Annotated in this window: 26 protein-coding genes; 16 read left to right on the forward strand and 10 right to left on the reverse strand. The window is 74.3% G+C overall.

The window, feature by feature from the left end; all coding sequences use genetic code 11:
• Nucleotides 1-65: 65 nt before the first annotated feature.
• Nucleotides 66-1,601, reverse strand: coding sequence for an amino acid permease (locus tag AB0D08_RS01745; RefSeq protein WP_033823262.1), 1,536 nt, complete (start codon nucleotides 1,599-1,601; stop codon nucleotides 66-68).
• 228 nt (nucleotides 1,602-1,829) lie between these two features.
• Between AB0D08_RS01745 and AB0D08_RS01750 the strand changes: the two genes are divergently transcribed.
• Nucleotides 1,830-2,489 carry an RICIN domain-containing protein gene (locus AB0D08_RS01750; protein ID WP_051813649.1) on the forward strand — a complete coding sequence of 220 codons (660 nt, stop codon included), beginning with the start codon at nucleotides 1,830-1,832 and terminating at the stop codon, nucleotides 2,487-2,489.
• Between the two features lie 243 nt (nucleotides 2,490-2,732).
• Here the strand turns inward: AB0D08_RS01750 and AB0D08_RS01755 are convergent, their stop codons facing one another.
• The gene (locus tag AB0D08_RS01755; RefSeq protein ID WP_033823261.1) at nucleotides 2,733-2,933 is read right to left on the reverse strand and encodes a hypothetical protein; all 201 of its coding nucleotides are present in this window, start codon (nucleotides 2,931-2,933) and stop codon (nucleotides 2,733-2,735) included.
• Nucleotides 2,934-3,213: 280 nt separating this feature from the next.
• Between AB0D08_RS01755 and AB0D08_RS01760 the strand changes: the two genes are divergently transcribed.
• Nucleotides 3,214-4,293, forward strand: coding sequence for a M4 family metallopeptidase (locus AB0D08_RS01760; protein ID WP_033823260.1), 1,080 nt, complete (start codon nucleotides 3,214-3,216; stop codon nucleotides 4,291-4,293).
• Entirely contained in the window at nucleotides 4,290-4,664 is a 375-nt protein-coding gene (locus tag AB0D08_RS01765; protein WP_359885929.1) for a protealysin inhibitor emfourin, read from the forward strand. Before AB0D08_RS01760 ends, AB0D08_RS01765 begins: the two co-directional genes overlap by 4 nt.
• Nucleotides 4,665-4,682: 18 nt before the next feature.
• Here AB0D08_RS01765 and AB0D08_RS01770 read toward each other — a convergent pair whose 3' ends face one another.
• Both AB0D08_RS01770 and AB0D08_RS01775 read right to left on the reverse strand, forming a co-directional pair.
• Entirely contained in the window at nucleotides 4,683-5,333 is a 651-nt protein-coding gene (locus AB0D08_RS01770) for a hypothetical protein (protein ID WP_359885930.1), read from the reverse strand.
• Nucleotides 5,334-5,530: 197 nt separating this feature from the next.
• Nucleotides 5,531-7,081 carry a hypothetical protein gene (locus tag AB0D08_RS01775; protein ID WP_359885931.1) on the reverse strand — a complete coding sequence of 517 codons (1,551 nt, stop codon included), beginning with the start codon at nucleotides 7,079-7,081 and terminating at the stop codon, nucleotides 5,531-5,533.
• Between the two features lie 239 nt (nucleotides 7,082-7,320).
• On the opposite strand from AB0D08_RS01775, the gene AB0D08_RS01780 reads away from it, so the two are divergent.
• The 4 genes from AB0D08_RS01780 to AB0D08_RS01795 all read left to right on the forward strand — a co-directional run bounded on the left by AB0D08_RS01780 (nucleotide 7,321) and on the right by AB0D08_RS01795 (nucleotide 9,865).
• The gene (locus tag AB0D08_RS01780) at nucleotides 7,321-7,911 is read left to right on the forward strand and encodes a hypothetical protein (protein WP_233289239.1); all 591 of its coding nucleotides are present in this window, start codon (nucleotides 7,321-7,323) and stop codon (nucleotides 7,909-7,911) included.
• Between the two features lie 138 nt (nucleotides 7,912-8,049).
• Nucleotides 8,050-8,586 carry a hypothetical protein gene (locus AB0D08_RS01785; protein WP_359885932.1) on the forward strand — a complete coding sequence of 179 codons (537 nt, stop codon included), beginning with the start codon at nucleotides 8,050-8,052 and terminating at the stop codon, nucleotides 8,584-8,586.
• Nucleotides 8,587-8,667: 81 nt separating this feature from the next.
• Nucleotides 8,668-9,411: an SOS response-associated peptidase gene (locus tag AB0D08_RS01790; RefSeq protein ID WP_033823256.1), complete on the forward strand. Its 744-nt coding sequence runs from the start codon at nucleotides 8,668-8,670 to the stop codon at nucleotides 9,409-9,411.
• Nucleotides 9,412-9,490: 79 nt separating this feature from the next.
• The gene (locus tag AB0D08_RS01795) at nucleotides 9,491-9,865 is read left to right on the forward strand and encodes a hypothetical protein (protein ID WP_359885933.1); all 375 of its coding nucleotides are present in this window, start codon (nucleotides 9,491-9,493) and stop codon (nucleotides 9,863-9,865) included.
• On the opposite strand, the gene AB0D08_RS01800 is transcribed toward AB0D08_RS01795, so the two are convergent.
• Complete coding sequence (locus AB0D08_RS01800) at nucleotides 9,841-10,593, reverse strand: TetR/AcrR family transcriptional regulator (protein ID WP_359885934.1); 753 nt, start codon at nucleotides 10,591-10,593, stop codon at nucleotides 9,841-9,843. The genes AB0D08_RS01795 and AB0D08_RS01800 overlap by 25 nt on opposite strands.
• A gap of 157 nt (nucleotides 10,594-10,750) precedes the next feature.
• Here AB0D08_RS01800 and AB0D08_RS01805 point away from each other — a divergent pair, with 157 nt between their 5' ends.
• Nucleotides 10,751-11,971, forward strand: a complete 1,221-nt coding sequence (locus AB0D08_RS01805) for a saccharopine dehydrogenase C-terminal domain-containing protein (protein ID WP_033823253.1) — start codon at nucleotides 10,751-10,753, stop codon at nucleotides 11,969-11,971.
• Nucleotides 11,972-12,105: 134 nt separating this feature from the next.
• Nucleotides 12,106-12,942 (forward strand): undecaprenyl-diphosphate phosphatase, encoded by an 837-nt coding sequence (locus tag AB0D08_RS01810; protein WP_033823252.1) that lies wholly within the window; start codon nucleotides 12,106-12,108, stop codon nucleotides 12,940-12,942.
• A 122-nt stretch (nucleotides 12,943-13,064) separates the two neighbouring features.
• On the opposite strand, the gene AB0D08_RS01815 is transcribed toward AB0D08_RS01810, so the two are convergent.
• The gene (locus tag AB0D08_RS01815) at nucleotides 13,065-13,910 is read right to left on the reverse strand and encodes a GNAT family N-acetyltransferase (protein WP_051813646.1); all 846 of its coding nucleotides are present in this window, start codon (nucleotides 13,908-13,910) and stop codon (nucleotides 13,065-13,067) included.
• Between the two features lie 126 nt (nucleotides 13,911-14,036).
• Here AB0D08_RS01815 and AB0D08_RS01820 point away from each other — a divergent pair, with 126 nt between their 5' ends.
• From AB0D08_RS01820 to AB0D08_RS01830, 3 genes are all read left to right on the forward strand, one after another.
• A complete protein-coding gene (locus AB0D08_RS01820; RefSeq protein ID WP_033823271.1) occupies nucleotides 14,037-14,483 on the forward strand; it encodes a nitroreductase family deazaflavin-dependent oxidoreductase in 447 nt (148 codons plus the stop codon).
• Nucleotides 14,484-14,581: 98 nt separating this feature from the next.
• Nucleotides 14,582-14,932: a hypothetical protein gene (locus AB0D08_RS01825; RefSeq protein ID WP_033823251.1), complete on the forward strand. Its 351-nt coding sequence runs from the start codon at nucleotides 14,582-14,584 to the stop codon at nucleotides 14,930-14,932.
• A 104-nt stretch (nucleotides 14,933-15,036) separates the two neighbouring features.
• On the forward strand, nucleotides 15,037-15,693 hold the full coding sequence (locus AB0D08_RS01830) for a response regulator transcription factor (RefSeq protein ID WP_033823250.1): 657 nt from the start codon (nucleotides 15,037-15,039) through the stop codon (nucleotides 15,691-15,693).
• Nucleotides 15,694-15,735: 42 nt separating this feature from the next.
• On the opposite strand, the gene AB0D08_RS01835 is transcribed toward AB0D08_RS01830, so the two are convergent.
• On the reverse strand, nucleotides 15,736-16,947 hold the full coding sequence (locus AB0D08_RS01835; protein ID WP_359885935.1) for a HAMP domain-containing sensor histidine kinase: 1,212 nt from the start codon (nucleotides 16,945-16,947) through the stop codon (nucleotides 15,736-15,738).
• Between the two features lie 344 nt (nucleotides 16,948-17,291).
• Here AB0D08_RS01835 and alr point away from each other — a divergent pair, with 344 nt between their 5' ends.
• Nucleotides 17,292-18,617: an alanine racemase gene (gene alr / locus AB0D08_RS01840; protein ID WP_359885936.1), complete on the forward strand. Its 1,326-nt coding sequence runs from the start codon at nucleotides 17,292-17,294 to the stop codon at nucleotides 18,615-18,617.
• On the forward strand, nucleotides 18,610-19,773 hold the full coding sequence (locus AB0D08_RS01845) for a D-alanine--D-alanine ligase family protein (RefSeq protein WP_359885937.1): 1,164 nt from the start codon (nucleotides 18,610-18,612) through the stop codon (nucleotides 19,771-19,773). Before alr ends, AB0D08_RS01845 begins: the two co-directional genes overlap by 8 nt.
• Before the next feature lie 289 nt (nucleotides 19,774-20,062).
• Here AB0D08_RS01845 and AB0D08_RS01850 read toward each other — a convergent pair whose 3' ends face one another.
• Nucleotides 20,063-20,470 (reverse strand): DUF3224 domain-containing protein, encoded by a 408-nt coding sequence (locus AB0D08_RS01850; RefSeq protein ID WP_359885938.1) that lies wholly within the window; start codon nucleotides 20,468-20,470, stop codon nucleotides 20,063-20,065.
• 220 nt (nucleotides 20,471-20,690) lie between these two features.
• Here AB0D08_RS01850 and AB0D08_RS01855 point away from each other — a divergent pair, with 220 nt between their 5' ends.
• Both AB0D08_RS01855 and AB0D08_RS01860 read left to right on the forward strand, forming a co-directional pair.
• Entirely contained in the window at nucleotides 20,691-21,515 is an 825-nt protein-coding gene (locus AB0D08_RS01855; RefSeq protein ID WP_359885939.1) for a polysaccharide deacetylase family protein, read from the forward strand.
• Between the two features lie 149 nt (nucleotides 21,516-21,664).
• A complete protein-coding gene (locus tag AB0D08_RS01860; protein WP_359885940.1) occupies nucleotides 21,665-23,029 on the forward strand; it encodes a hypothetical protein in 1,365 nt (454 codons plus the stop codon).
• A 368-nt stretch (nucleotides 23,030-23,397) separates the two neighbouring features.
• Here AB0D08_RS01860 and AB0D08_RS01865 read toward each other — a convergent pair whose 3' ends face one another.
• Complete coding sequence (locus AB0D08_RS01865; RefSeq protein WP_033818987.1) at nucleotides 23,398-24,027, reverse strand: DUF899 family protein; 630 nt, start codon at nucleotides 24,025-24,027, stop codon at nucleotides 23,398-23,400.
• Between the two features lie 139 nt (nucleotides 24,028-24,166).
• The gene (locus tag AB0D08_RS01870) at nucleotides 24,167-25,546 is read right to left on the reverse strand and encodes a PLP-dependent aminotransferase family protein (RefSeq protein WP_359885941.1); all 1,380 of its coding nucleotides are present in this window, start codon (nucleotides 25,544-25,546) and stop codon (nucleotides 24,167-24,169) included.
• Nucleotides 25,547-25,572: the final 26 nt, after the last annotated feature.

Here is a 25,572-nt window from a genome sequence, read left to right on the forward strand (position 1 = left end):
GCATCGTGCTGGACCTGCTGTCGCCCGAGGAGTCGGTGGAACTGCTCCGCCGCCCGTCGGCGGGACTACCGGGGGCCGTCGGGCCCGGCCGGCGCCTGCGAGCGGGCCGCCAGGCCGAGCCGGCTGTGGCCGCGCCCGTAGAGGAAGAACACCACCATGCCGATCACCATCCAGATCACGAACCGCAGCCAGGTGTCGACCGGCAGGTTGAGCATCAGCCACAGGCTGGCCAGCACCGAGAGCACCGGCAGCACCGGCACCCCCGGGCAGCGGAAGGAGCGGGGCAGGTCGGGGCGGGTGCGGCGGAGCACGATCACGCCGATCGAGACCACGATGAAGGCGAACAGGGTGCCGATGTTGACCAGCTCGGAGAGCTCCTCCAGCGGGATCAGACCGGCCAGTACGGCGACCACCAGACCGAGCATCAGGACCGCCTTCGCCGGGGTCCCGAAGCGCGGGTGCACGGTGGAGAAGGTGCGCGGCAGCAGGCCGTCGCGGCTCATCGCGAAGAACACCCGGCTCTGCCCGAGCAGCAGGATCATCGTCACCGAGGTGAGACCGGCCACCGCGCCGACGTTGATGATGTCGGCGAAGACGTGCTGGCCGACCGCCTTGAACGCGTCCGACAGCGGCGCGTCGCTGGAGAGCTCGGTGTACTTCTGCATGCCGGTCACCACCAGCGACACCGCCATGTACAGCACGGTGCAGATCAGCAGCGAACCGAGGATGCCGCGGGGCACGTCGCGCTGCGGGTTGCGGGTCTCCTCGGCGGCGGTCGCCACCACGTCGAAGCCGATGAAGGCGAAGAACACCACGGCGGCGGCGGTGAAGATGCCCATCACGCCGAAGTCGGTCGGCGTGTAGCCGAACAGCGCCTGCACCATCGGCGACTGCCCGCCGGACTTGCCCTCGACGGTCTGCGCGGGCGGGATGAACGGCGAGTAGTTGTCGCTCTTGATGAAGAACAGGCCGGCCACGATCACCACCAGCACCACGGTCACCTTGATCGCGACGATCACCCGGGTCACCTCGGCCGAGATCTTCATCCCGAGCACGATCACCCCGGTGAGCAGCAGGACCAGCGCGGTGGCCAGCAGGTTGAAGCTCCAGCCGCCGGTGGTGGAGCCGGAGATGGCGTGCGGCAGGGTGATCCCGCCGCTCTCCAGCAGTGACTGCACGTAGCCCGACCAGCCGACCGCGACCACCGCCGCGCCGAGCGCCAGTTCCAGGATCAGGTCCCAGCCGATGATCCAGGCCGGCAGTTCGCCGATGGTCGAGTACGCGAAGATGTACGCCGATCCGGCCACCGGGACGGTGGAGGCGAGTTCGGCGTAGCAGAGTGCCGCCAGCCCGCAGACGATGCCGGCCGCGGCGAACGAGAGGGCGACCGCCGGTCCGGCGTGGTTCTTGGCGGCGGTGCCGGTGAGGACGAAGATGCCGGTGCCGATGATCACGCCGACCCCGAAGACCGTGAGGTCCAGCGCGGAGAGGGAACGGCGCAGCGCGTGCTCGGGCTCCTGGGTGTCGGCGATCGACTGCTCGACCGGTTTGGTCCGGACGAGTTCGCGCAGCAAGGGGGTGGACTCGGGCGTACTGCTCATTCGGGCCTCCGAAGGGTCGTCCGGGTCACGGCTACCCAGTCGGAGCCGGTGTACGACCTCGGTCGGCCGGTGTTCAGCCGTAAGGCCCTGTGGTCCGTGGGGCCGGAGGGGTCCGGGTGGCCGGGTGTGGTGGGGCGTGCACGGTCGGTGGCCGCGCGCGGGGGCGGTTTGCGGGCGGAGTGGCCCGTTCGGCTGCCGGGCGCACAGGAGCGGACTATCGTCGCGTCCATGACAAAGTCGTTCCGGAGCGGGGCCCTGGGCTCCGTCCTCACCGCGATCGTCCTGTCCCTCGGCGCCCTCGGCGTCATCCCCGCGCAGGCCGCGGCCCCCGGCCCGCCGGGCGCGCCACCCGGACCCGGCGGCCGGGCACCGCTACGGATCGAGTCCACCGTCCGGGCCGGTGTCACCGCGTACGGCCCGTTCCTGATCCGCAACGCCGCCACCGGCTGGTGCGTCAACCTCCCCGGCCAGGGCGCCGGCCGGCCCGGCGGCATCGTCAACCTGTTCACCTGCGACGGCACCGCCGCCGACAACCAGCTCTACTGGTGGGACCACCAGGGCGACGGGCTCTTCACCCTCCGCAACGCCAAGGACAACCTCTGCCTCGACGCGCCGGGCACCGCCGCGGTCGAGGCCGGCACCCGGGTCGGCGAGTCCTACTGCGACAACATCGCCGCCGACAACCAGCTCTACCGCCTGGTCCCGCGCCCGGACCGCACCCTGTGGATCGTCAACGACGCCGCCGGCCTGTGCCTGGGCACCGAGACCACCCGCACCGGCCGCGACGGCGCCCGGATCGCCCTCGTCCCGTGCGGGGACACCGCGGACCGCCGCTGGCAGCTCACCGGATCCGGCGCACCCGCCGTACCCGCCGCTCCCGCTGTCTGACCTCCGTGCCCGGGGGTGCGGCGCACCCTGGGCCGGGGTCCCGGGCGGACGGGACCCCGGCCTGGGGAGGCGTCGGCCGCGCACGGCCGACCTGCGCGGCAGCCCGTCTCTCGGGGGGTGGTGGGACTGCCGTGACCAGGGATGCCAGACCCGTGGCGAGCCGCTCAGAACCCCTCTGACCAGCAGAGTTTCCGGCCGCGGACATGCCAGGGCGGTCGGGGTCGGGACCCCGCCGACGCGCCGTCAGCTGCCGAGCAGACGGGCGAAGTCGTACCCGAGGTTCCCCACAATCAGCAGATCGCCGAGATCGGTGATCGCACCGACCGGGATCGGCTCGTGGTGGTCCCGCAGTGCCGGGCCGTGCGCCTGGGCCGCGGGCGCGGCGGCCAGTGCGAGGACGGCGAACAGGGCGCCGGTGGCGGCGAATCGGATGGCGGTACGCATCAGGGCCTCCGTACGTCAGGGGCGTGCCGCCCTGTTAACCGCCGACACGCGCCCAGGTCACGGGCGGACGGCGGACGACAGCCGGCGGGCGGCGGGCACCCGGGGCAGTTCTACCCCGCCGCCGCTGTCCTTCTGCCCCTTGGAAGCCCGGGGGACGAGGAGAAGAATGTGCCGCGCGAGGGGTGAGAAATGAGCCGGGGGACTCAACCACGAGCGGCCGGGCGCGTGACGCGCACGACCGCGCCCGAACCACGGTGAGTGCCAGACCGAGGAATCCGCCATGACGCACCGCTACCACTCGTTCGTGCCGCCGCACGTGCTAGACCACATCGCCCGGGTCCAGGGCCGCGAGAGCCTGGAACCGTCCGCCGCCCAACGCTCGACGGTCCTGTCCGCACAGTTCCGCCGCGCCCGCCGCAACCAGACCCCCGACGTCCCGGGGACCGCCCCGCTGCTGGCCGCGCAGGCGGCCGTCGGCCTCAAGGGACTCACCGTCCCGCCGACCGCGACCGCCGGCCGGCTGATCTACGACGACGAGACCCAGTCCAGCTACAACATCAAGCTGCTCCGCGGCGAGGGCGACCCCGCCGTGGCCGGGCAGAACGCCGACCAGGCGTACGACAGCCTGGGCGCGGTCCGCGAGTACTACAAGCAGCAGCTGGGCCGGAACTCGATCGACAACGCCGGCCTCAACCTGGTCGCCAACGTCAACTTCGGCGAGAACTTCGACAACGCCTTCTGGGACCCGGACGCGCAGGTCATGGTGTTCGGCAACGGCGACAACCAGATCTTCAAGGACCTGACCGGCGACCTCGACGTCGCCGCGCACGAGCTGACCCACGGGGTCACCCAGTACACCGCGGGCCTCAACTACACCAACGACCAGACCGGCGCGCTCAACGAGTCCTTCAGCGACATGCTGGGCTCCGCCATCGACGCCTTCGTCCACCACCGCGACGCCGACACCCACAACTGGCTGATCGGCGACGAGATCATGGCCGACGACCTGGCCGGCGAGGCACTGCGCTCGATGTCCGAGCCCGGCTCGGCGTTCGACAACCAGATCATGGGCCGCGACCCGCAGCCCCGGGACATGAGCGGCTACTTCGAACCCGCCGACCCGCACCTGATGTCCGGGATCACCAACCGGTGGTTCTACCTGATCTGCAAGGAGATCGGCATCGAGGCGGGCACCCTGATCATGTACCAGACCCTGCAGAACCTCTGGCCGACCGCCGTCTTCACCGACGCCGCCGTGGTGGCCGCCGCACAGGCGCGGATCCTGGCCGAGGGCAAGCAGGTGCCCGCCGAGGCCGCCCAGGTGGTCCGTGCCGCCGCCCGGCAGCAGGGCTTCTGGTGACCGATCGGACGGCTCGGATCGTCGCCGGCCCAGGGGCCGTCGGCCGGGAGAACGGGAGGCCCGACGTGGTGCGGGTGTCGATGGAACGCAGCGGCGGCTTCACCGGCCTGCGGTCGGCCGCCACGCTCGATACCGACGCTCTGCCGTCGGCGCAGGCGGCCGGGGCGCTGGACGGGCTCACCGCCCTCGAGCGCCTGGCCGCCACCACCCCGGCGGCGGCCGGCCGCCCCGGCACCGCGCTCCCGGGCTACCGCCTCACCGTCCACTGGCCGGCCGGCGACCAGCTGGTCCAGCTGACGGAACCGCACATCCCGCCGGAGGTCCGCCCGCTGCTCACCGAGCTGCTGAAACGGGCCCGGCCGCCGGGGTAGCCGGCCCCGGCGCGGGCCTCAGCCCTCGTCCTCCGCCGAGACCGGGTCGGCGGCCGCGCGGTCCCGGCCCTCGGTGAAGAAGGCCAGGACCTCCGCGGCGTCGTCCGGCCGGCGGATCGGACGGGTGGCGCCGAACGAGGCGTTCCAGAACCCGCCGACGCGCCGGGTCCACGGACCGACGTACGCGTAGGGCTCGGGCGAGAAGCCGTCCCCGGGGGAGACCCCGTAGTTCACGGAATCGACCGAGATCCCGAGGTCGAAGTGTTCCGGCCACAGCACCGGCTGCTGGTCGGGGGCGAAGCGGCGCAGCGCCGCGTCGCCCGAGGCGAAGGCACCGACCAGGCGCGCGGCCGCGGTGGGGTCGACGGACAGTTCCTCGTCCATCCCGACCCCCGACCCGTCCTGGTACAGCCCGGCCGGCCCGCCGCCCTCGATGCCGAGCTCCGCGGCGAGCGCCGCACAGGTGGTGCCGTCCAGCGGCAGCCGCCGCCCGCCCGCGACCAGATGGGTGCCCTGGGCCAGGAGTTCGGGCGCGGCGAGGGTGGCGAAACCGTCCGCGTGCACCCGCAGCCGGATGGTGCCGCTCTGCCGGTACTGCGGGCCGGCCAGCAGCAGTTCGGCGACGGCGTGCAGCGAACGGCGGGTGGTCTCGAGTGCGGTGGTGTCCACGGCTCCTCCAAGCGTGGTCGGCGTCGTCGGTGGCCGTCGGCACCGGTGCCGGCCCGCCCGCCGGGGCCCAGCGTACGTCGACGCCCGCACCGGGTCCGCATTTGCCACCGGCGTGGCCGACCTGACGGCCCGAAGGGCCGCACACAGGCCCGTGGCCCCTGCCCGCCGGGGGACGGCGGGCAGGGGCCACGTCGGCGTCAGCGGGCGGCGGGTGCCGAGGGCACCACCGGCGCGGTCGGCGCGGCGGAGGTACCGGCGGACGCCAGCGGCCACTCGCGGTGGAAGACCGGCAGCGGCAGCCGCTTCTCCGCCACCGGGGTGCCGAAGATCTTCAGGTGGGCCAGCAGCGCACCGGTCAGGTCGACGCCGCCGTACAGCGCCCAGTTGCCCTGCACCTTCGGCGCGGCGCCCCCGGTCTCCAGCACGGCCGAGCCGTTCACCTCGCTGCGCAGGTACGGCTCCACGGTCGCCTCCACGCCCACCGCGTCGTACAGGCCCACGGACACGTCGGCGCCGAGACCGGCGCGGACCGAGGCCTGGCCGGCGAAGTGCGCCCGTACCGCGGAGACCTTGGTGTCGGCCGCGTCGGTGACCGGCTTCCAGCCCTTGCCGCCCGCGTAGTCGGCGTGCACGCTCCAGGCGCCGGTGAACTCCTGCTCGGCGTCGACGGTCACCTTGCCGTCGGCGCCGACCTCCAGGAAGCAGGTCAGCCCGAGGTTGACCACGACCGGCAGCCCGGCGACGGTGAGCACCGGGTTGGCGTGCAGCTCCGCGACCGGGATCCGCAGGGGCGTCCCGGTCCCCTTGGCGAGCTCGCCGCTCAGCTTCCACTGGCCCTGGGCGCCGAGGTCGAAGCCGATCGAGGCGGTCCTGGGCTCCCCGGCGCGGGCGCCGTGGTACGCGAAGTGCACGGCCGGGTGCAGCCGGAGCGAGGCCGACGCGGCCGCGGTCGCACCGGCGGGCAGCGGCAGCGGTGCGTTCAGGTCCAGCCCGAGGGTGCCGGAGGCGTCCGCCTTCGCACCGTTGCCGTCCTGGCCGAAGGACAGCTTGAAGTCCTTGACCAGCGGGGTGACGGTGATCGCGTGCGGGTCCACGGCGACCTGGCCGTCGGCCTCGGCGCCGCCGAGCAGTTCGGGCAGGGTCGCCGGACGGGTGGCGACCTCGACCGTCCCCGGGGTGGCGCTCGGGTGGACCTCGGTGACGGCGAGCAGCGCGCCCTTGGGCGCGGCCGGGGTCGGCGGGCTGGCGATCAGCCGGCCCACCTGGACCTGGCCGAGCGAGGCCGCTGCCGACGGCGTCGGCGAGGCCTGCGGGGAGGCGCTCTGCGATGTGGCCGGTGCGGCCGGTGTGGCCGGCGGGGCTGCGGGCGGGGCGCTCTTCGGCGCGGGGCTGCCGGTGGGGGCCGGGGCGGGAGTGGTGGGTGCGGCGGCCGTACCGCTGAGCACGGCCCGGCCGGTGCCGGGGTCGTAGGAGGCGAGCCGGAGGTCCGCCGCGACGGGCGCCACCTCGGGTGCGCCCGCCCCCGGCTTGCCTATCGCCACCTGCTGCGCGCCGGGCTGAGCCGCCGTCACCACCAGGGATCCCGCCGCGGCGCGGGCGGCGGAGGTGGGGGGTGCGAGGGCGGCGGCGTCGCCGCCGGGTGCCTGCGGCGAGGACGGCGGAGTTGCCGGAGCCGCGCAGGAGCAGGCGCCGATCAGCACCGCCGCGGCGAGCGCGGGCAGGCCGAACGTACGTGTGGAGCTGTTCAAAGAGTCCCCTTCGGAGCGGCGGACGAGGACACGACCGCCCGAGATCAGTAGGCGGCAGGACTCCGCATCGGGCCTGCCGTCGGCGCCATGTTACTGACGAGTTGTCATCTTGTCGAAGACATGTCGAACGGCCTCGCGGCCCGCCGGGCTCCACCGATATCCGGCGACTTGCGAGGCAACCACCGATGGGAGGGTTTCGTCCCTGTATATGGGGGTCATATGCGGAGGAGACGGTGGTCATGAGACGTTGGACGGTGATCCCGATGGTGCTCGCTCTCGCCGGGGCCGGTGCGACGGTCGCACCCGTCACGGCTGCGGCCGCACCGCCCCCGGCGGCGGTCGGCACACCGCAGTGCCCGACCGGCTGGGGCAGCCTGCCCAAGGACACCACGGCGTCCGGTACCCGGCCGCTGGTGAACGTCAGGACCGGCGCCCACCCCTGCTACGACCGGCTGGTGCTCGACGTCCCCGGCACCTCGGCCGCGCGGCCGGCCGGCTACCACGTGCACTACGTCGACACCCTGGTCCAGGACGCGTCCGGCAAGCCGGTCCCGGTCCGCGGCGGGGCGATCCTGGAGATCGTGGTGGAGGCCCCCGCCTTCGACCCCGCGACCGGCCGCACCAGCTACCCGGCGCACCCCGGACAGCCCCTGCCCGGCGTCGACCTGGCCGGCTACCGGACCTTCACCGACACCCGCTTCGCGTCCAGCTTCGAGGGCCGGACCCAGATCGGTGTCGGCGTCCGCGCCCGCCTGCCGTTCCGGGTCTTCCAGCTCGACGGCCGCCTCGTCGTCGACGTCGCCCACACCTGGGGCCCGGCGCCGCGCTGAGGCTTGCGGGCGGTCGCCCACGGCTGCCCCGGGCCGCGGCATCGGCCTTCCGGCCGGTCACGGGTCCGACCGTGTTGATCAACATGCGGGCCGCGGATACAGTCGCCGGGTTCTGCACCGACGGCTCGAAGGAAACGGATGCGTCGCATCATCACCGCAACCTGCCTGCTCGTGACCACCGCTGCCCTCGCGGGCTGCACGAGCACCGGCAGCCGGGACGCCGGGGCGGCGGCCAGCGGCGCGGCGGCCACTCCGACGGCCGTCCCCGCGACGCGGGTGGCCACACCGACGGCCGTCCCCGCGACGGGGGCGGCCACCGGGACCACCGGCGCGAGCCCAACGGCAGGTGGCGGCGCGGTGCGGGTCTGGGCCACCAACTCCACGCAGTTCACTGTGGTGACCAGTGCCTTCATCGCGCTGGCCTCGACCATCATGAAGGCACCCGGCGATGACCAGGCCATCGGCAAGGCGTGCACGGCCATGGCTGCCCACGTCGGCGGAGTGCAGCCGGAAGCGGGCGCGCCGGCGGAGTGGGAGCAGGCGCTCGCCGATCTGCAGCGGATCTCGAAGAGCTGTGATGCGGTGACCTCCGGCAATCCCGGCGCACGTGCGCAGCTGGACGCGGACTTCACCAGCGCCACGGTTCACCTGAAGGCGGTCACCGACCACCTCTGACCGGGACCCGCCCCGAGCCGACCGCCACCCGCCTTGGGCGGCCTGCCCCGGGAGGGTGGGGCGGCGTGGGAGGGTGGAGGCATGTGCGGCCGATTCGTCTCCACCGTTGCCCCGGTCGATCTCGTCGACCTCCTGGGCGAAATCCGCTGGGACCCCGACGAGACCCTGGCGCCGAGCTGGAACGTGGCCCCGACCGATCCGGTCCCGGCGGTCATGGAACGCCTCGACAAGGCCACCGGCGAGCTGGTCCGCCGGCTCCGTCCGGTGCGCTGGGGCCTGGTCCCGTCCTGGGCGAAGGACGCGTCCGGCGGCGCGCGGCTGATCAACGCGAGGTCGGAGACGGCCGACCAGAAGCCGTCGTTCCGGAAGGCGTTCGTGTCGAGGCGGTGCGTGATCCCCGCGGACGGCTACTTCGAGTGGCGCCAGGTCCCGGCGGAGAACGGCCGGAAGGCGTTCAAGCAGCCGTACTACCTCACCACCGGCACGACCATGCTGATGGCCGGCCTGTACGAGTTCTGGCGGGACCGGACACTGCCGGACGACGACCCCGCGGCCTGGCTGACCACGGCCTGCATCCTCACCCGCGACGCCACCGACAGCGCCGGCCTGGTGCACGACCGGATGCCGGTCGTCGTCACACCGCAGGACGTCGGCCACTGGCTCGACCCGGAGGTCTCCGACCGCGCCGAACTCCAGCACCTGCTGCACATCCCGGCCGACGGCGACGTGACGGTCAAGGCCGTGTCGACGGCCGTCAACAGCGTGCGCTCGAACGGGGCGCTCCTGCTGGACGAGGTCCCGGACCCGCTCGGGATCGTCGGCTGACGAGGGCACTCCCGCCCGCTGCCGCTGCACCGGACCACCCGCCCGAGGCAGGCGGCGGGCCCGGGTGCATGATTCACCCATGCGATGGACGGGTGGGGCGAACATTCCGGCGCCGATCGGACGGCTGCGCGCGGCGAGGCTCAACGCCACCTGGCCGCTGGCCGAACTGACGGTCGATGAGGGCCGGGTGCGGCTGCGGATCCGGCTGGTCGGCGCGCTCTGGCGCCGGTTCGGCACCGGGCCGCTCGACTGGTCCGCGGCCGAGGTGGCGGAGGTCTTCCCGTGCCGGGGACGGTTCGGCACCGGCGGCGTCGGGATCCGGACCGTCGCGGCGGGCACCAGCTACTTCTGGACCGGTGAGGGCGCCGGCGTGCTGGAGGACTGCCGGCGCGCGGGCTTCACCGTCACCCACCAGGTACGCCCGGCCGACTACAGCGCCCCGCCCGCTGCCTGATCCGGCGGCGCGGACGGCGGACCGGCGTCCTGGCGGGCCCGCTGCAGCGCCGCGCTGTCGAGCAGCATCTCCAGCGCGAGCGGGTACGCGCTGTCGTTCATCCGGGCGGCCAACAGGTCCGCGGTGGCGGCGATGTGAGGGTGCGTCCGGGCGGGCAGCCGGGCGTAGGTGGACGCCCACATCTCCTCGTCGGCGCTGCGGGCCGCGGCCGGCAGGGCGAGCGACGCCGCGTCCAGGGCGGCGAAGGCGAGGCTCTGGTCGATGAAGGCGTGGTAGATCCGGACGGCGGCCGGGTCGGCGAAGCCCGCGGTGCGCAGGATGCCGAGCACCGCCTCGTCGGCGACGATCTCCCGGGCCCGGCCGCTGACCCGGCTCGCGGTGAGGACGGCGGCCTGCGGGTGGGCCAGGTAGGCGCGGTGGATCCGCAGTCCCAGGCCGCGCAGGTCGGCGCGCCAGTCGCCGGTCGGGGCCCAGCCGTCCAGGGCACGGCCGATCAGTTCGTCCCCGATGGCCAGGGTGAGGTCGTCCATCCCCCGGAAGTACCGGTACAGCGTGCTCGGGTCGGCGCCCAGCGCCAGGCCGAGGCGCCGTGCGGTCAGCCCCTCGCCACCGTGCTCGCGCAGCATCCGCAGGGCCGTCTCGACGATCACCTGCTCGGACAGCACCGCGCCCTGCTTGGTCCGCCGCCGCCGCCGTCGGGCGGACTCCGGGACCACCTGCTTGGGCATCGTCCGCTCCTCCGCTCCGGCCGCAGCGACCCTCGGCGGTGACGCCGGCGGCCCTTATGCCAACGCCATTGACCCTACCGGAGGGCCAGGAGTTTCATCACATCCCAGGAGCTCAGAGCCCTGGACGCTCCGAAACCTGCGAGAGAGAGGTCCCCTCATGCGCATCCTGCTCGTGGGCGCCGGCGGTGTCGGTACCGCCGTCACCCGGATCGCGGCCCGCCGCCCGTTCTTCGACCACCTGGCGGTGGCCGACTACGACCTGGCCCGCGCCGAGGCCGCCGTCGACGCACTGGGGGAGGCGGGGACCAGGTTCAGCGCCCACCGGGTCGACGCCTCCGACGAGGCGGCGGTCGCCGCCCTGCTCGCCGAGCAGCGCTGCGACGTGCTGCTGAACGCCACCGACCCGCGGTTCGTGCTGCCGCTGTTCCAGGCCGCCCTGGCGGCCGGCACGCACTACCTCGACATGGCGATGTCGCTGTCCCTGCCGCACCCCGAGCGCCCGTACGAGCTGTGCGGCGTCAAGCTGGGCGACGCGCAGTTCGAGCGTGCCGCGGACTGGGAGAAGGCGGGCCGGCTGGCGCTGGTCGGGATGGGCGTCGAGCCCGGCCTCTCGGACGTCTTCGCCCGGTACGCGGCGGACGAGCTGTTCGACGAGATCGAGGAGATCGGCATCCGCGACGGCGCGGACCTGACCGTGGAGGGCTACGACTTCGCGCCCTCCTTCAACATCTGGACCACCATCGAGGAGTGCCTGAACCCGCCCGTGGTCTACCAGGCCGACCGCGGCTGGTACACCACCGAGCCGTTCAGCGAGCCCGAGGTGTTCGACTTCCCCGAGGGCATCGGCCCGGTCGAGTGCGTCAACGTGGAGCACGAGGAGGTGCTGCTGGTGCCGCGCTGGGTGGACGCCCGACGGGTCACCTTCAAGTACGGCCTCGGCGACGACTTCATCGGCAAGCTCAAGACCCTGCACGCGCTCGGCCTCGACAGCACCACCCCGCTCACCGTCCCGACCGACCTCGGGCCCGCCCGGGTGTCCCCGCGCGACGTGGTCGCGGCCGCCCTGCCGGACCCGGCCACGCTCGGCGACCGGATGACCGGCAAGACCTGCGCCGGCACCTGGGTCAAGGGCAGCAAGGACGGCCGGCCGCGCGAGGTGTACCTGTACCACGTGGTCGACAACCAGTGGTCGATGGGCGAGTACGGTTCCCAGGCCGTGGTCTGGCAGACCGCGATCAACCCGGTCGTCGCCCTCGAGCTGCTCGCCACCGGGGCCTGGAGCGGCGCCGGAGTGCTGGGCCCCGAGGCCTTCCCGCCGCGGCCCTTCCTCGACCTGCTCACCGAGTACGGCAGCCCCTGGGGCCTGCGCGAGCAGTAGCCTGCAACGGGCCCGCGGGACGGGCCGGACGGGCCCGGGGAAGGGGCGAGTGGACTCCGCCATGCGCCGCCGCCTACATTCGCGTAGTCGTATGCGGGCGGGCCCGTCCGCAGAGCAGAACCGGGAAGGTCCACGTGAGCGCCATCAGCATCGGGCAGGCCGTCATCCTCGGAGTCGTGGAAGGAGTGACAGAGTTCCTCCCGATCTCCTCCACCGGCCATCTGAAGATCACCGAAGGGCTGATGGGAATCCAGGTCGACGACAAGTCCGTCGTCGGGTTCACGGCGGTGATCCAGGTGGGGGCCATCGCCGCGGTGCTGCTCTACTTCTTCAAGGACATCGTCCGGATCGTCTCGGCCTGGGGCCGCGGTCTGGCGAACAAGGAGGAGCGCTACCACCACGACTACAAGTTCGCCTGGTGGGTGATCTACGCCACGATCCCGATCGTCGTCGTCGGTCTGGCCGCGAAGCCGCTGATCGAGGGCCCGCTGGCGTCGCTGTGGGTGGTCGCGGGCTCGCTGATCGTCGGCAGCGCCGTGATGTGGGCCGCCGACCAGATGGGCCGGCACAAGCGCGGCGAGGACGACACGGGCCTCAAGGACACCATGATCGTCGGCGCCGCCCAGATCCTCGCCCTGCTCTTCCCCGGCTTCTCCCGCTCCGGCGCCACCATGTCCGCCGGCCTGATCCTCGACCTCGACCGGGTCGCGGCCACCCGCCTGTCCTTCTTCCTCGGCATCCCGGCCCTCACCGGCGCCGGCATCTACGAGCTCAAGGACGCACTCGGCGCCGGCGTGGACCCGGCGCCGCTGCTGGTCGGCACCGCCGTCTCCTTCGTGGTGGCCTACGCCTCGATCGCCTGGCTGCTGAAGTACGTCGCCAAGCACTCCTTCAACGCCTTCGTGGTGTACCGGATCATCGTCGGCGTCCTGCTCTTCGGCCTGCTCGGCACCGGCGTCCTCGCCGCCTGACGGCCACAGCAGCACCACCGCACAACGGGCGGCGTACCGGGCGGGCCAACGGCCTGCCGGGTACGCCGCCCGCCCGCATCCCGGGCCGGCCGCGCGGCGCCGAGGACGGCCTGCGGCCCCCGCTACCGCTGTGCCGAGGAGTGGGCGGGCGCGTCGGGTGCCGGGGTGGCCGGGGCGGCCGTGCTGAAGACGGACTCGGTGAACTCGGTGACGGCGGTGAAGCCGAGGCGGCGGTACAGCTCGACGGCGGTGGTGTTGTCCGTCCGGACGTTCAGACCGATGGTGTCGACGCTCCGGGCCAGCCGCCGGCACAGGGCGGCCACGCACGCGCCGGCCGCCCCCCGGCCGCGCACGGAGGGATGCGTGGTGACGTTGCCGATCGCCGCCACCCCTTGGTCCGGCGCGTACACGTGCACGCCGGCGACGGCGACCAGGCGGCCGTCGAGGCGCGCACCGACGTACTGGCCGGTGTCCAGCATCCGCTCGTCGAACCAGTTGCCCGGGTAGCCCGCCTCGAACAGCGCGAGCAGGTCCGCCAGGTCGCCGCGGTCCAGCGGCTCGGGCCGCCACGGGCCGTCCGGGTGCCGCTCGGTGCGCGCGGGATCGGAGCGGACCATCCGGAGCAGGGTCTGCCGGTGCTCCGGCCGGTAGTGCGGTGCGAGGCACCGGTCCGCGGCGCCGGACAGGTGCGCGAAGAACCGGCGCGGGAGGACCGGGAGCATCGCCCGTACCAGCGACTCCAGCGAGGCCGCGCCGGCCGGCCCGGCCGGGTCCGCGAAGCCGAGCAGGGTCGGGATCTCGCCGACCGTGTACAGCAGCGCGACGGGACCTCCGTCGCCCAGCGTGTACCAGGAGGTGTACGGCCAGAGCAGGTCGTCGAGGTCGCCGAGTTCGAACAGGTGCAGCGCCGGGTCGCGCCGGAAGTGCTCGGACAGGGCGGCGCGGTCGTGCAGGCTGAGCAGAGACATCCGATCAGCCTACGGCGCGCCGCCGCGGCCGGTGCGGTGGGTGACGTCGGACGCCGCGGATGGTAAGCGTGGTCGGGCGGGCGGCCGCAGCCGGCCGCCCACGACCTCCGACGGAACGGGATGACCATGCCTCTTGCGGGTGAGTACCAGCCGAGCCCCGAGCAGTGGGTACGTGACCAGGTCGCGCTGTACGAGGGATCGGGCGGGGTCCAGGGCACCACGATGCGGGGCATGCCGGTCGTGCTGCTCACCTCCCGCGGCGCGAAGAGCGGCCGGCTCCGCAAGACCCCGCTGATGCGGGTCGAGCACGACGGGCAGTACGCGGTGGTGGCCTCCAAGGGCGGCGCACCCGAGCACCCGGTCTGGTACCACAACCTGGTGGCCGACCCGCGGGTCGAGCTCCAGGACGGGCCGGTGCGCCAGGACATGGCGGCCCGTGAGGTGTCCGGCGCGGAGCGGGACCTGTGGTGGGAGCGTGCCGTCGCGGCCTACCCCGACTACGCCGAGTACCAGACCAACACCGACCGGCAGATCCCCGTCTTCGTCCTGACCGCGGTCCCCGGCGGGCACTGAGGCGGCGGCCCGCGCTGCCCGGCCGCCGGGTGCTCCGAACGGCGGACCTTGCGGCCGTGCTGCCCCGCCGCGGCGGCCCGGCGGGGCAGGCTGGGACGATGAGCGAGCAGCCCGGCGAGGAGAACTTCGAACGAGCCTTCGCGCGCGCACGCGCGGCGGCCGACGCCACCGACCCCCGTACCACCGGACCGGACCGGTCCGCCCTCCGCCCGGACGAGCTGCCGTCCCGGCAGGTCACCCGGTGGAACCTGGTCCTGCAGCCCGGTGACGCCCCGTTCGCCCGCTGGGCCGACCGCGAGGGGTACCTGCGCGGCGACGACAGCCTGCGGTTCCTCTCCTACGAGGGCGCCGAGGTGCAGGCGCAGGTCCTCGAGCAGCTGCTGCTCGACATCCCGGGCGGCGGTCTGACCGGCGTCCGGGCGCAGGCCGGGGACGCCCCGCCGGTCTGAGCCCGCGCCGAAGCCGCTCCGGGCCCGCGCCGCGGCGCGCGCAACCGTTCCGGGTGCCCGGTACGTCCGTCCGGTCGAGGGACAGGAACGAGAGCGGGGGCCCGATGCGCGTACTGGTGGTCGAGGACGAGGAGATGCTGGCCCAGGCCATCGCCGAGGGGCTGCGCCAGGAGGCGTTCGCGGTGGACCTGGTGCACGACGGCGAGGCGGCGATGGAGCGGCTGGCCGTCAACAGCTACGACGTCATGGTCCTCGACCGGGACCTGCCCGGCCTGCACGGCGACGAGGTGTGCCGCCGCACCGTGGCCGCGGGCGCCGAGGTCAGGGTGCTGATGCTCACCGTCTCCACCACGCTGGCCGAGCGGGTGGCCGGGCTGAACCTGGGCGCCGACGACTACCTGTCCAAACCGTTCGCCTTCGCCGAACTGACCGCCCGGATCAGGGCGCTGGGCCGCCGATCGAGGCCCGCCACCCCGCCGGTGCTGGAACGGGCGGGCCTCCGGCTCGACCCGCACCACCGCGCGGCCGGCCGCGACGGCCGGCCGCTCGCGCTCTCCCGCAAGGAGTTCGCCGTGCTGGAGGAACTGCTGCGCGCGCAGGGCGCCCCGGTCTCCGCCGAGGAACTGCTGGAGCGGGTCTGGGACGAGAACATCGACCCGTTCACCACCATCGTCCGGGTGACCATCCGCAGCCTGCGCCGCAAGCTCGCCGAGCCGCCGCTGATCGAGACCATCACCGGCACCGGCTACCGGATCGCCTGAGCTGCCCGCCGGGCCCGACGGGCCCGGGCCACCCGGCTCCGTTCAGCGGCCCCGGCAGCCCGGCCCGTCCAGGGGCAGCAGCACCCGGACCGTCAGCCCGCCGCCCCGGCGCGGCAGCGCCGTCGCCTCCCCGCCGTGGGCCTGCGCCACCGCCCGCACGATGGACAGACCGAGGCCGCTGCCGCGGGCCGAGCCCACCCGGTCGGTCAGCCGCCGGAAAGGCGCGAACAGCACCGGCACCTCGTGCGGCGAGATCACCGGACCGGTGTTGGCGACCACGATCTCCGCGTCGGTGCGCCCCATCGAGGTGCGCACGGTCACCGAGCCGCCCCGGACGTTGTACCGGACCGCGTTGTCGACCAGATTGCGCACCACCTGCTCCAGCAGCACCGGATCACCGGTCACCAGCGCCGGTTCGACCCGGTCGTCCAGGGTCACCTCGCGGCGGGCGGCGCCCTCGGCGGCCGAGTCCAGCACCGACTCGGCGAGCTCCGCGAGGTCCAGCGGCACCAGTTCGGTGAGCGAGTCCTCGGCCCGGGCCAGCGTCAGCAGGGCGTCGATCAGCCGCTCGTGGCGGGCGCTGACGGCGAGCAGGTTCTCCCCGAGCTGCCGGATCTCCGGCGGGGCGTCGGGCCGGCTCATCGCGACCTCCACCAGGGTGCGGTTGACCGCGATCGGGGTCTTCAGTTCGTGCGCCGCGTTGGCGATGAACCGCGACTGCCCGGCGAACGCCTGGTCGAGGCGGTCGAGCATGCTGTCGAAGGAGTCCGCCAGGGACTTGACCTCGCCCGGTGGCGCCTCCAGGTCGATCCGGCGGTGCAGGGTCCGTCCGGCGATCCGCTCCGCGGTCGAACTGATCATGCTGAGCGGACGGACCAGCCGCCCGGCCACCAGCCACCCCGCCGTGGTGGTCACCACCCCGACGGCGACCACCGTCAACCCGCCCTTGAACAGCAGGTTGTCCTGCATCGAGTCCAGCATGATCCGCTTGGTCGCCGGTTCGGCCGACTGCTGCTGCGCCAGGTACCGCTGCACCTCCTTGGACATCCCCGGATCCACGCTGTAGCTGCCCGGGAAGGCCAGGTCCAGGCCGTAGCGCATGGAGTTGTCGACCAGCACCACCGTCACCGCGAGCACCGCAGCGGCCGCAACGAAGAACATCACCCCGAACACCACGGTGAGCCGCAGCCGAAGGCTCCCGCCCCAGGTGTGCCGGGCACCGGCGGCCCCCGGGGAGCCGGCCGCCGTCACCACGGCCGCCCGCCGCGCCCGGCGGCGCTGCCCGCCCCGGTCCCGACCCCGGTCATGGGCATCCCCGCACGTCCCGTACGCCCCACTGGTCCCCCTGGTCCACCCGGTACCGGCCACGAGCAGCCCAGTATGCGGGATCCGGTGTGAGTCCCGCGTGAGTGATCGACTCACCGCCCGTTCACCGCCCGCCCGCTGGACTGGGCGTCAGCCGGGGCCGTACCCGGCCGACGCCGCCCAGCAGGTGTCCGGACACCCGAGGCACCTGAACTCCGGGATCCCGAACCCCGGGTGCCCGTACCCCCGGGTGTCCGCATCCCGGCGTCACCTACCAGGAGAGGTGCCCACCCATGCGGAGCACGACGAGCGGACGGCCGGGCGCGATCCGCGACCGCTGCGGGCCGCCCCACCCCGGGCCCGTCCACGCCGGGCCCGTCCACGCCGGGCCCGCCACCGGCCCCGACCGCACGGCAGGTCAGGCCCGGGCCGCCGGTGGCCGGTACGCCGAGGCCGTGGTCGACCTCGCCGCGGTGGCGCACAACACCGCGCTGCTCGCCGCGCACACCCGCGGCGCGCTGATGGCCGTGGTCAAGGCCGACGGATTCGGCCACGGCGCCGTGCCCGTCGCCCGCACCGCGCTCGCCCACGGCGCGAGCTGGCTCGGCGTCACCTCGACCACCGAGGCGCTCGCCCTGCGGGCCGCGGGCATCACCGCCCCCGTGCTGTCCTGGATGCACCTGCCGGACGAGGACTTCACCCCGGCCCTGCTGGCCGGTATCGACCTCGCGGTCTCCTCACCGCTCCACCTGGCCGGCATCGCCGCCTGCGCGGCCCGGGCCGGTACCCCCGCCCGGGTCCACCTCAAGGTCGACACCGGACTGCGCCGCAACGGTGCCGCCCCCGGCGACTGGCCCGCGCTGACCGCGCACGCCCGGGCGCTGGAACTGCGCGGTCTGCTGACGGTCCGGGGCGTCTGGTCGCACCTGGCCGACCCGGACGGCCCGGGACGGGTCACCGACCGGCAGGTGGCGGAGTTCGAACAGGCCGTCGCCGTGGCCAGGGCGGCCGGCCTGCGGCCCGCCCTGCTGCACCTCGCCAACTCGGCGGCCGGCCTGACCGATCCGCGTACCCACTTCGACCTGGTCCGCGCGGGCCTCGGGCTGTACGGCGTCGAGCCGGTGCCCGGCCGGGCCTTCGGCCTGCGGCCCGCGATGACCCTGCGGGCCCGCGCGATCATGGCCCGCCCGGTCGTGGCCGGCCAGGGCGTGTCCTACGGCCACGAGTACACCGCCGAGCGGGCCGGCACCCTGCTGCTGGTCCCGCTCGGGTACGCCGACGGGGTGCCGCGGGCCGCCGCCGGCCGGGCCCGGATGTGGGTCGCCGGCGCCCGGCGGCCGGTGGCCGGGCGGATCGCGATGGACCAGTGCGTCGTGGACGCCGGTTCGCTGCCCGTCCGGATCGGCGAGGACGTGCTGGTGTTCGGGCCCGGGGACCGCGGCGAACCGACCGTCGCCGACTGGGCCCGCTGGGCGGGGACCAACCCGCACGAGGTGCTGACCGGGATCGGCGCCCGGGTGCCCCGCCGCTACCTCCCGGCCCCAGGCCGCGCCGTCCCCGCAGGCGCCGCGCCCCATCCGCAGACCCCGACCGACCCGGAGGACCACCCCCGTGACTGACACCGACACCCTGCCCGTACCGGCTCCCGTGCCCGTACCCGCACCCGCCGCCGGCGGGCGGAGCGACGTGGTCGTGCTGTTCGGCGGCCGCAGCGGTGAGCACGCGGTCTCCTGCGGCTCGGCCGCGGGCATCCTCACCCACCTCGACCGCGCCCGCTACCGGGTCCGGCCGGTCCGGATCACCACCGACGGCGAGTGGATCCCCGGCCCGGCCGACCTGCCCGCCGCCTCCTACGACGCGGCCGCCCTCGCCCGGCTCACCCCCGCCCGCGGCACGTCCGCCTGGGAGAGCCTGCTGGCCGCCGGTCCCGTGCTCGGCGCGGCCGACCTGGTGTTCCCCGCCCTGCACGGCCCGTACGGGGAGGACGGCACGGTGCAGGGGCTGCTGGAACTGCTCGGCGTCCCGTACGTCGGCAACCGGGTGACGGCGAGTGCGGTCGGCATGGACAAGGACGTCACCAAGCGTCTGCTCGCCTCCGCCGGACTGCCCGTGGCCGCCTCCGCGCTGCTGTGCGCACCGGGCTGCGACGGCCTGCCGGAGGGCGAGCGCGAACGGCTGGGGCTGCCGGTGTTCGTCAAGCCCGCCCGGGCCGGGTCCAGCCTCGGGGTGACCAGGGTCGACACCTGGGACGCCCTGGCCGAGGCGGTGGCCGTCGCCCGCCGTTCGGACAGCAAGGTCCTGGTCGAGGAGGCCGTGCTCGGGCGGGAGGTGGACGTGGCGGTCGTCGAGCACCCGGACGGCACGCTGCAGGCCGGACCGCCGCTCGAGATCAGGGTGGGCGGGGGCCGGGTCTTCTTCGACCACGACGCCAAGTACCTGGACCGGGCCACCCGGTTCGAGGTGCCGGCCCGGCTGCCCGAGGAACTCGGCGCCCGGCTGCAGGAGATGGCCCTGGAGGTGTTCGAGGCGCTGGACTGCTCGGGCCTGCTGCGGGTCGACTTCCTGCTGCGCGACGGCCGGCAGCCCGTGGTCAACGAGGTGAACACCTTCCCGGGCTTCACCGCGGCCTCCCAGTACCCGCGGATCTGGGCCGCGGCCGGCCTGCCGTACCGGGAACTGCTGGACCTGCTGATCGCCACCGCCCTCGCCCGTGCCGGGCGCGGCCCGGCGCCGGCCACGGCACAGCCGGGCCGGGTGCCCGCCGCCGCCCGGTGAGCGGCCCCGGACGGGGACGCGGACGGCTGCTCGGGGTGGCCAGCGTGCTGCTCGGGGTGGCCGTCTGCCTCGCGGCCGCCGGCGCGGGTACGGCCGGGACCGGGACCGTGCCCCGACCGCCGGCCTCCGCCGGGCCGGGCGCAGGGGCAGACGGTGCCGAGGCCCCCGCCACCGGGGGCCCGGACCGCTGCCACCGGGCCGGCGGCCGGGCCGCCGGCCAGCGCGCCCACTGCCGGCGGCGCTGACGGACGCAGCCGCCGACGGAAGCAGCCGGGGCCCGGCCGGCCGGTCAGTCGATCCGGTAGTCGAACCAGATCCGGTGGGTGCCGTCCTCCTCCACCGCGATGCCGCCGGTGCCCGAGATCCCCGCCAGCTCGCCGGTGCCGCTGGCCGGGACGATCACGAAGAACTGCGCGCTGCGGTCCGTCCCGGTGGTCGACGCCGAGTGGGCGAAGTTGAAGGCGCCGGACCGGCCGCCCAGCGAGCCCTCGAAGGACTCCATGGCCACGTACGTCCCGGTGCCCGTGGTCTGGTCGAAGGCGGCCGTGAACAGGGTCGCGGACCGGCCCGCCACCTCGCCCTCGAAGCTCTTCTCCATCGTGGCCACGCCCACCGGCAGCCCGGTGGCGACGGCCGGGTCCGGCACCAGCCCGGTGGGGACGAAGGACTTCACGGCGAACGTTCCGTCAGCTCTCATGCGGGCGATGGTAGCGGCGGGCACCGACAGCGGGCCGCCCCGGACACCCGGGCGCCCCCCCGGGCACCGGCCGCCGCGCCGCGGCGGGCCACACCAACGGAGGAGCGCGGGGGCCCGGATGCTGGGCCGGCCGGGTGATGCGCGGGTGGGTACGGGCCCCCGGTGGGAGGGAGGCGGGCTGCGCGGGGAGGGATCAATCATGTTGTCGCATCGTCAGATCATGACCCGTCGGCTCCTACTGGTAGAGGCCGGGTTCACACTGCTCTCCCCGCAGTCCTGGAGCCGCCTGTCGCCGGTCGCCGGCGGCACCGACCGGACGGCGGACACCACGGCCGGCGGCGCACCCGCCGGGCCCGCGCCGCAGGCGCCGTCCGGGTCCCCGCCCGAGGCCGCCGCCGCGCCACCGGTCGCCGCGGCCGCCCCCCAGGCGGCCGGACCGCCCGCGCCGGTCCGGGTCAGGGACCCGCTGTTCTCGCTCTCCACCGACGACCGGCTGATCGCCCTGACCATCGACGACGGACCGGACCCGACCTACACGCCCGCCGTGCTGAAACTCCTCGCGGAGCAGAAGATCTCGGCGACCTTCTTCCTGGTCGGCGAGAACGCCGCGGCCCATCCCGCGCTGGTCCGGGAGATCGCCGCCCAGGGCCACCACATCGCCAACCACACCTGGACCCACCCCGAACTGCGCCAGCTGTCGGACACCAAGGTCGGCGACGAGCTGCGCCGCACCAGCGACTTCCTGCACACCACGACCGGCCGGGCGCCCACCTGGTTCCGGGCCCCCGGCGGCGACTTCACCAAGTCGTCGCTGGCAGCCGGCGCCGAACTGGGGATGCGGCCGATGTCGTGGTCGGTCGACCCGCGGGACTGGAGCCGCCCCGGCACACCCGCCATCACCAGCCGGGTGCTGGAGGGGGTCCGTCCCGGCGCGATCGTGCTCAACCACGACGGCGGCGGCGACCGGTCGCAGACCGTCGCCGCCCTGCGTACGTACCTGCCGATGCTGACCGGCGAGGGGTACCGGTTCACCACACCGCCCTGAGGCTCCGGCCTCACAAGCTGCTCCGTATCCGGACAAAGCGGCGCCCGCGGCGGAATCGGCCCCGGACGAGCCTTGAGACGGCGGCCCGGATGGGTGAGGATCTTGCTGTTCCACCAAGATCAGCAATGTCCTCACGAGGGGAGCACAAGGTGTCCACACGGACATACCGGCAGGGTGACGGCGGATCAGCAGAGCGGACGGCGGACGGGCGCGGGCCGGGGCGGCGCGCGCTGCTCGCCGGCGTCACGGGGATGGGGGCGCTCGCGGGCAGCCTCGCGCTGGGCGGGTCCAGCGCCTCGGCCGCGACGGCCGGCGGCGACCCGTACGTGGTCGACGTCGTCGCCAAGGGCGCCGACCCGACCGGCCAGACGGCGAGCGACGCGGCGTTCCGGGCCGCCGCGGCGGAGCTGCTCGGCTCCTTCCAGCCCGGCCCGATCTCCGGCGCGATACCGAAGAAGACCCTGCTCATCCCGCCCGGCACCTACCTGCTGACGCAGCCGGACTCACTGCTGCCCGGCGAGGACGGCATAGGTCACGGCGGCATCGTCGACGGCATCGCGATCCGCGGGTACGGCAAGCGGCTCTCCCGGATCACCTACGCGCCGACCGCCCGGGACACCACGCTGTGGACCAACCGGCAGCGGTACAAGAACATCCGGATCAGCGGCCTGACCTTCGAGAGCAAGGACGCCACCGCGACCTTCAACTACGCCTACTCCTCCGACGCCGCCGGGGTCCAGGACACCTGGTACGAGGACGTCGAGTGGCGCGGCAGCTGGAAGGTCGGCATCGGCCTCGACGGCCCGGCCGGCACCTCCGACCTGAACAGCGAGATGGGCTGGGACCACTGCCAGATCGGCGGCTCCTACACCGACGCGTTCCTGGTCATCGGGATGACGCCGGCCGAGTCCCAGCAGGACCAGTTCCTCAACTACTGGTTCCGGGACTGCAAGGTCGAGTACAAGTCCGGCTCGTTCGTGCGCAACGAGCGCGGCGGCTCGATGAACTTCACCGGAGGCTCGTACATCCTCACCGACGCCGCCTCCACCGGGACCTTCTTCCAGCTCGGATCGGCGGCCGGCAGCCGGGCGGACTCGGTGATGCGGCTGTACGCGCAGGGCATCCGCTTCGAGCTGCGCGGTCCGGGCCACAAGGTGATCGACTCCTCCTGGTACAAGGGCAACATCACCTTCGTCTCCTGCGACGACACCGCGCTGTCCTTCCAGTCCTGGGCACCCAACGCGGTCACCCACGTGTACCGCTTCGACGCCGTCAACCCGTCCCGCGGCCCGATGGTGCGCTACCAGGACTGCGCGCTGATGGGCTCGCACCAGGTGAGCGCCGCCACCGCGACCACGGCTGGCAAGCTGCTGTACGACGGCTGCCGGTTCATCGACATGACCGCGGGCACCGGGACCACCGGCTTCCTGCGCTGGACCGGCACCGCGCCCTGGTACGAGTTCCGGGACTGCCAGCTCCAGGGCGCCCGGCTGGCCGACGTCAAGGCCCCGTAGCGCGCCGGCCCGGCGGCGTCCGCACCGGGGCAGGCCGAAGCGGAGGACGGCCTGCGCCGGGACGGGCGCCCGGGTCCGACGGGACCGGGCGGGAGGAGGGGTGAAGGCCGGACCGCGCCCGCGATGACCTCGTGGCAGGTCCGGCCTTGCGCCCGCCGGCGGGCCCGAGAGGCCGGCCGCCGGGGCGGGCCGGGACGCTTCCGGTGACCGGAAGGGGTGCGCGCCACGGCCCGTCGAGTCGGGCCGGCCGGTGGGAGCGCCTGCCCTGGGGCATGACGGTAGCGGCGCGCGGTCCCCGTGCGAACCCCAACCCGCCGGTATCTTGCGGGCTGGGACGGCCGCACCGGCTCCGCCGCAGGTGGGAGGGCTCATCCGTAGGTCGGGTGCTGGGGCCAGCCGGCGGGGGAGTCCTCCCAGTCCTCCTGCCGGCCGTACGCGGTGAGGTCGAGGATGCTGTGCAGGAAGACCAGCCGGTCCACGCCGCGCGAGGTGGTGCTGTACGTGCGGTGGACCCGGCCGCCGTCGCGCAGGAAGGCGCTGAGCATGAAACCGCCGCCGGCCCCGCAGTCCGCCGAGAACGACGTCCCGCGCGAGGACACGAACGGCATGGTCCAGCCCTGCCGGGCCTTGGCCTCCTCGATCCGGGCGAGCGGCAGGTCCGACACCGTCGCCCAGGCGACGCCGTGGTCCGCGAGTGCGGCGGGCGCCTTGGCGGGGACGTTGTCGGTGAACTTGGTGCACCCCGGGCAGAGGTGGTCCGGGCCGACGTCCATGAACTGGTAGACCACCAGCTGGTCCTTGCCCTCGAACAGGTCGAGCAGCGTCCTGGGGCCGGTCGGCGACTCGAACACGTAGTCGTCGGCGAACCGCACCATCGGCAGCCGGCGGCGCCGTGCCGCGAGCGCGTCCAGGGCGCGGGTGGCTTCCTTCTCGGCCTCGAGCAGCTCGTCGCGGGCGAGCTGCCACTGTGCGGCCGACACGATCTCGGGCTTCTCCATGCGCCGATTGTGTCCCCGCCCGCGGCCGCCCGGCGCGAGGCCGGGCCGTGACACCCCGGACGGCCGACAGCGCGGCGGGACGGGTCCCTGCCGCCCTCGTCCCAGCGATCTCCGGTGAGGCCTGCGGAGGGTGAACCGCCTACTTGCGGGTCGTCGCCCGGCCGGTCAGGACGGCGACCGCGCGGGTCAGGGTCTCGGGGGTGGCCGTGTAGGGGAGCCGCAGGTAGTGGGTGAGGGTGCGGTCGGCGGAGAAGCCCGGCCCGGGGGAGAGCTTCAGGCCCTCGCGGGCTGCACGGGTGGCCAGGGCGGAGGCGGCCGTGCCGTGCAGCCGCAGCCACAGGCAGAGGCCGCCCGGCGGGAGCGTGAAGCTCCATGCGCCCGCACCCTCCAGCAGGGCCGCCAGGTGGTCGCGTTGGGCGCGGAGCCGCTCACGCCGGTCGCGCAGCAGGTCCTGCGGGTCGGTCAGGAGCTCGCAGGCGATGAGCTGTTCGAGCGGCGGCGGCGACAGCCGTGCCTGGAGCGGATTGTGCAGGAGTTCGCGGATGCGGGCGGCGTCGGCGCGCAGCCAGCCGACGCGCAGGCCGCCCCAGACGAGCTTGCCCAGCGAGCCGATGGCGACGACGGCCTTGCCGCTCAGGTGCGGGACGGGCTCCGGCGGGGTCCGCAGGTCCAGGTCGCGCAGGGTCTCGTCGGCGATGACCGTCAGGCCGTTGCGGGCCGCCAGTTCGGCGACCTGCTCGCGCTGGTCGGCGGGCATGAGGGCGCCGGTGGGGTTGTGGAAGTCGGGTGTCAGGTAGGCCAGTCCCGGTCGTACGGTCCTGACGGCGTGAGCGAGGCGGTCCGGATCCCAGCCCTCCGCGGTGACGGGGGAGGCCGCCAGCCGGGCCCGGCGGCGCCGCAGGACGGCCAGTGCGCCGTGGTAGGTGGGGCTCTCCACCAGGACGGGGCGGGCGCGGTCGTGCAGGTGGTCGGCCAGGAGGGTGAAGGCGGCCCGCGCGCCCGAGGTGACCAGGATCTGGTCCGGGCGGGTCGGCAGGCCGTCGCGGGTGTAGCGGTCGGCCAGCAGTTCCCGCAGCCGGGGCAGCCCCGCGTCGGGCTCGGCCGAGTCCATGAGCAGGGCGGCCGACCGCTCCACCGCCCGCCGGGACGCCTCCAGGTAGACGGCGTGGGGGGCGGCGGGCACCGCGCGGGTGAAGTCGAGGCCGTCCCCGTGGTCCACCGACCAGGGTGCGGTGCGCTCGGTGACCTCCGGCGGGAGCCGGACGTCGCTGCCGCTGCCGTGGTGCGTGCGCAGCCAACCACCGTCGCGGAGCGCGGCCAGCGTGGTGACCACGGTGCCGCGGCTGACCTGGAGGGCCGTGGCGAGGGCGCGCTCGGACGGCAGGCGGGTGCCGACCGGGATCCGTCCGTCGATGACGGCGTCCCGGATCGCCGCGGCGAGTGCCTGCGCGAGCGGCCCCGGCTCCTGCCGCCAGCCGCCGAGGACGGCGGCGATGCCGGGACTGCGGGTCTCGATCATTGGTCCAGTTTGCCAAATGTGGACCA

It is taken from the genome of Kitasatospora sp. NPDC048540, assembly GCF_040651175.1.
Classification (GTDB): domain Bacteria; phylum Actinomycetota; class Actinomycetes; order Streptomycetales; family Streptomycetaceae; genus Kitasatospora.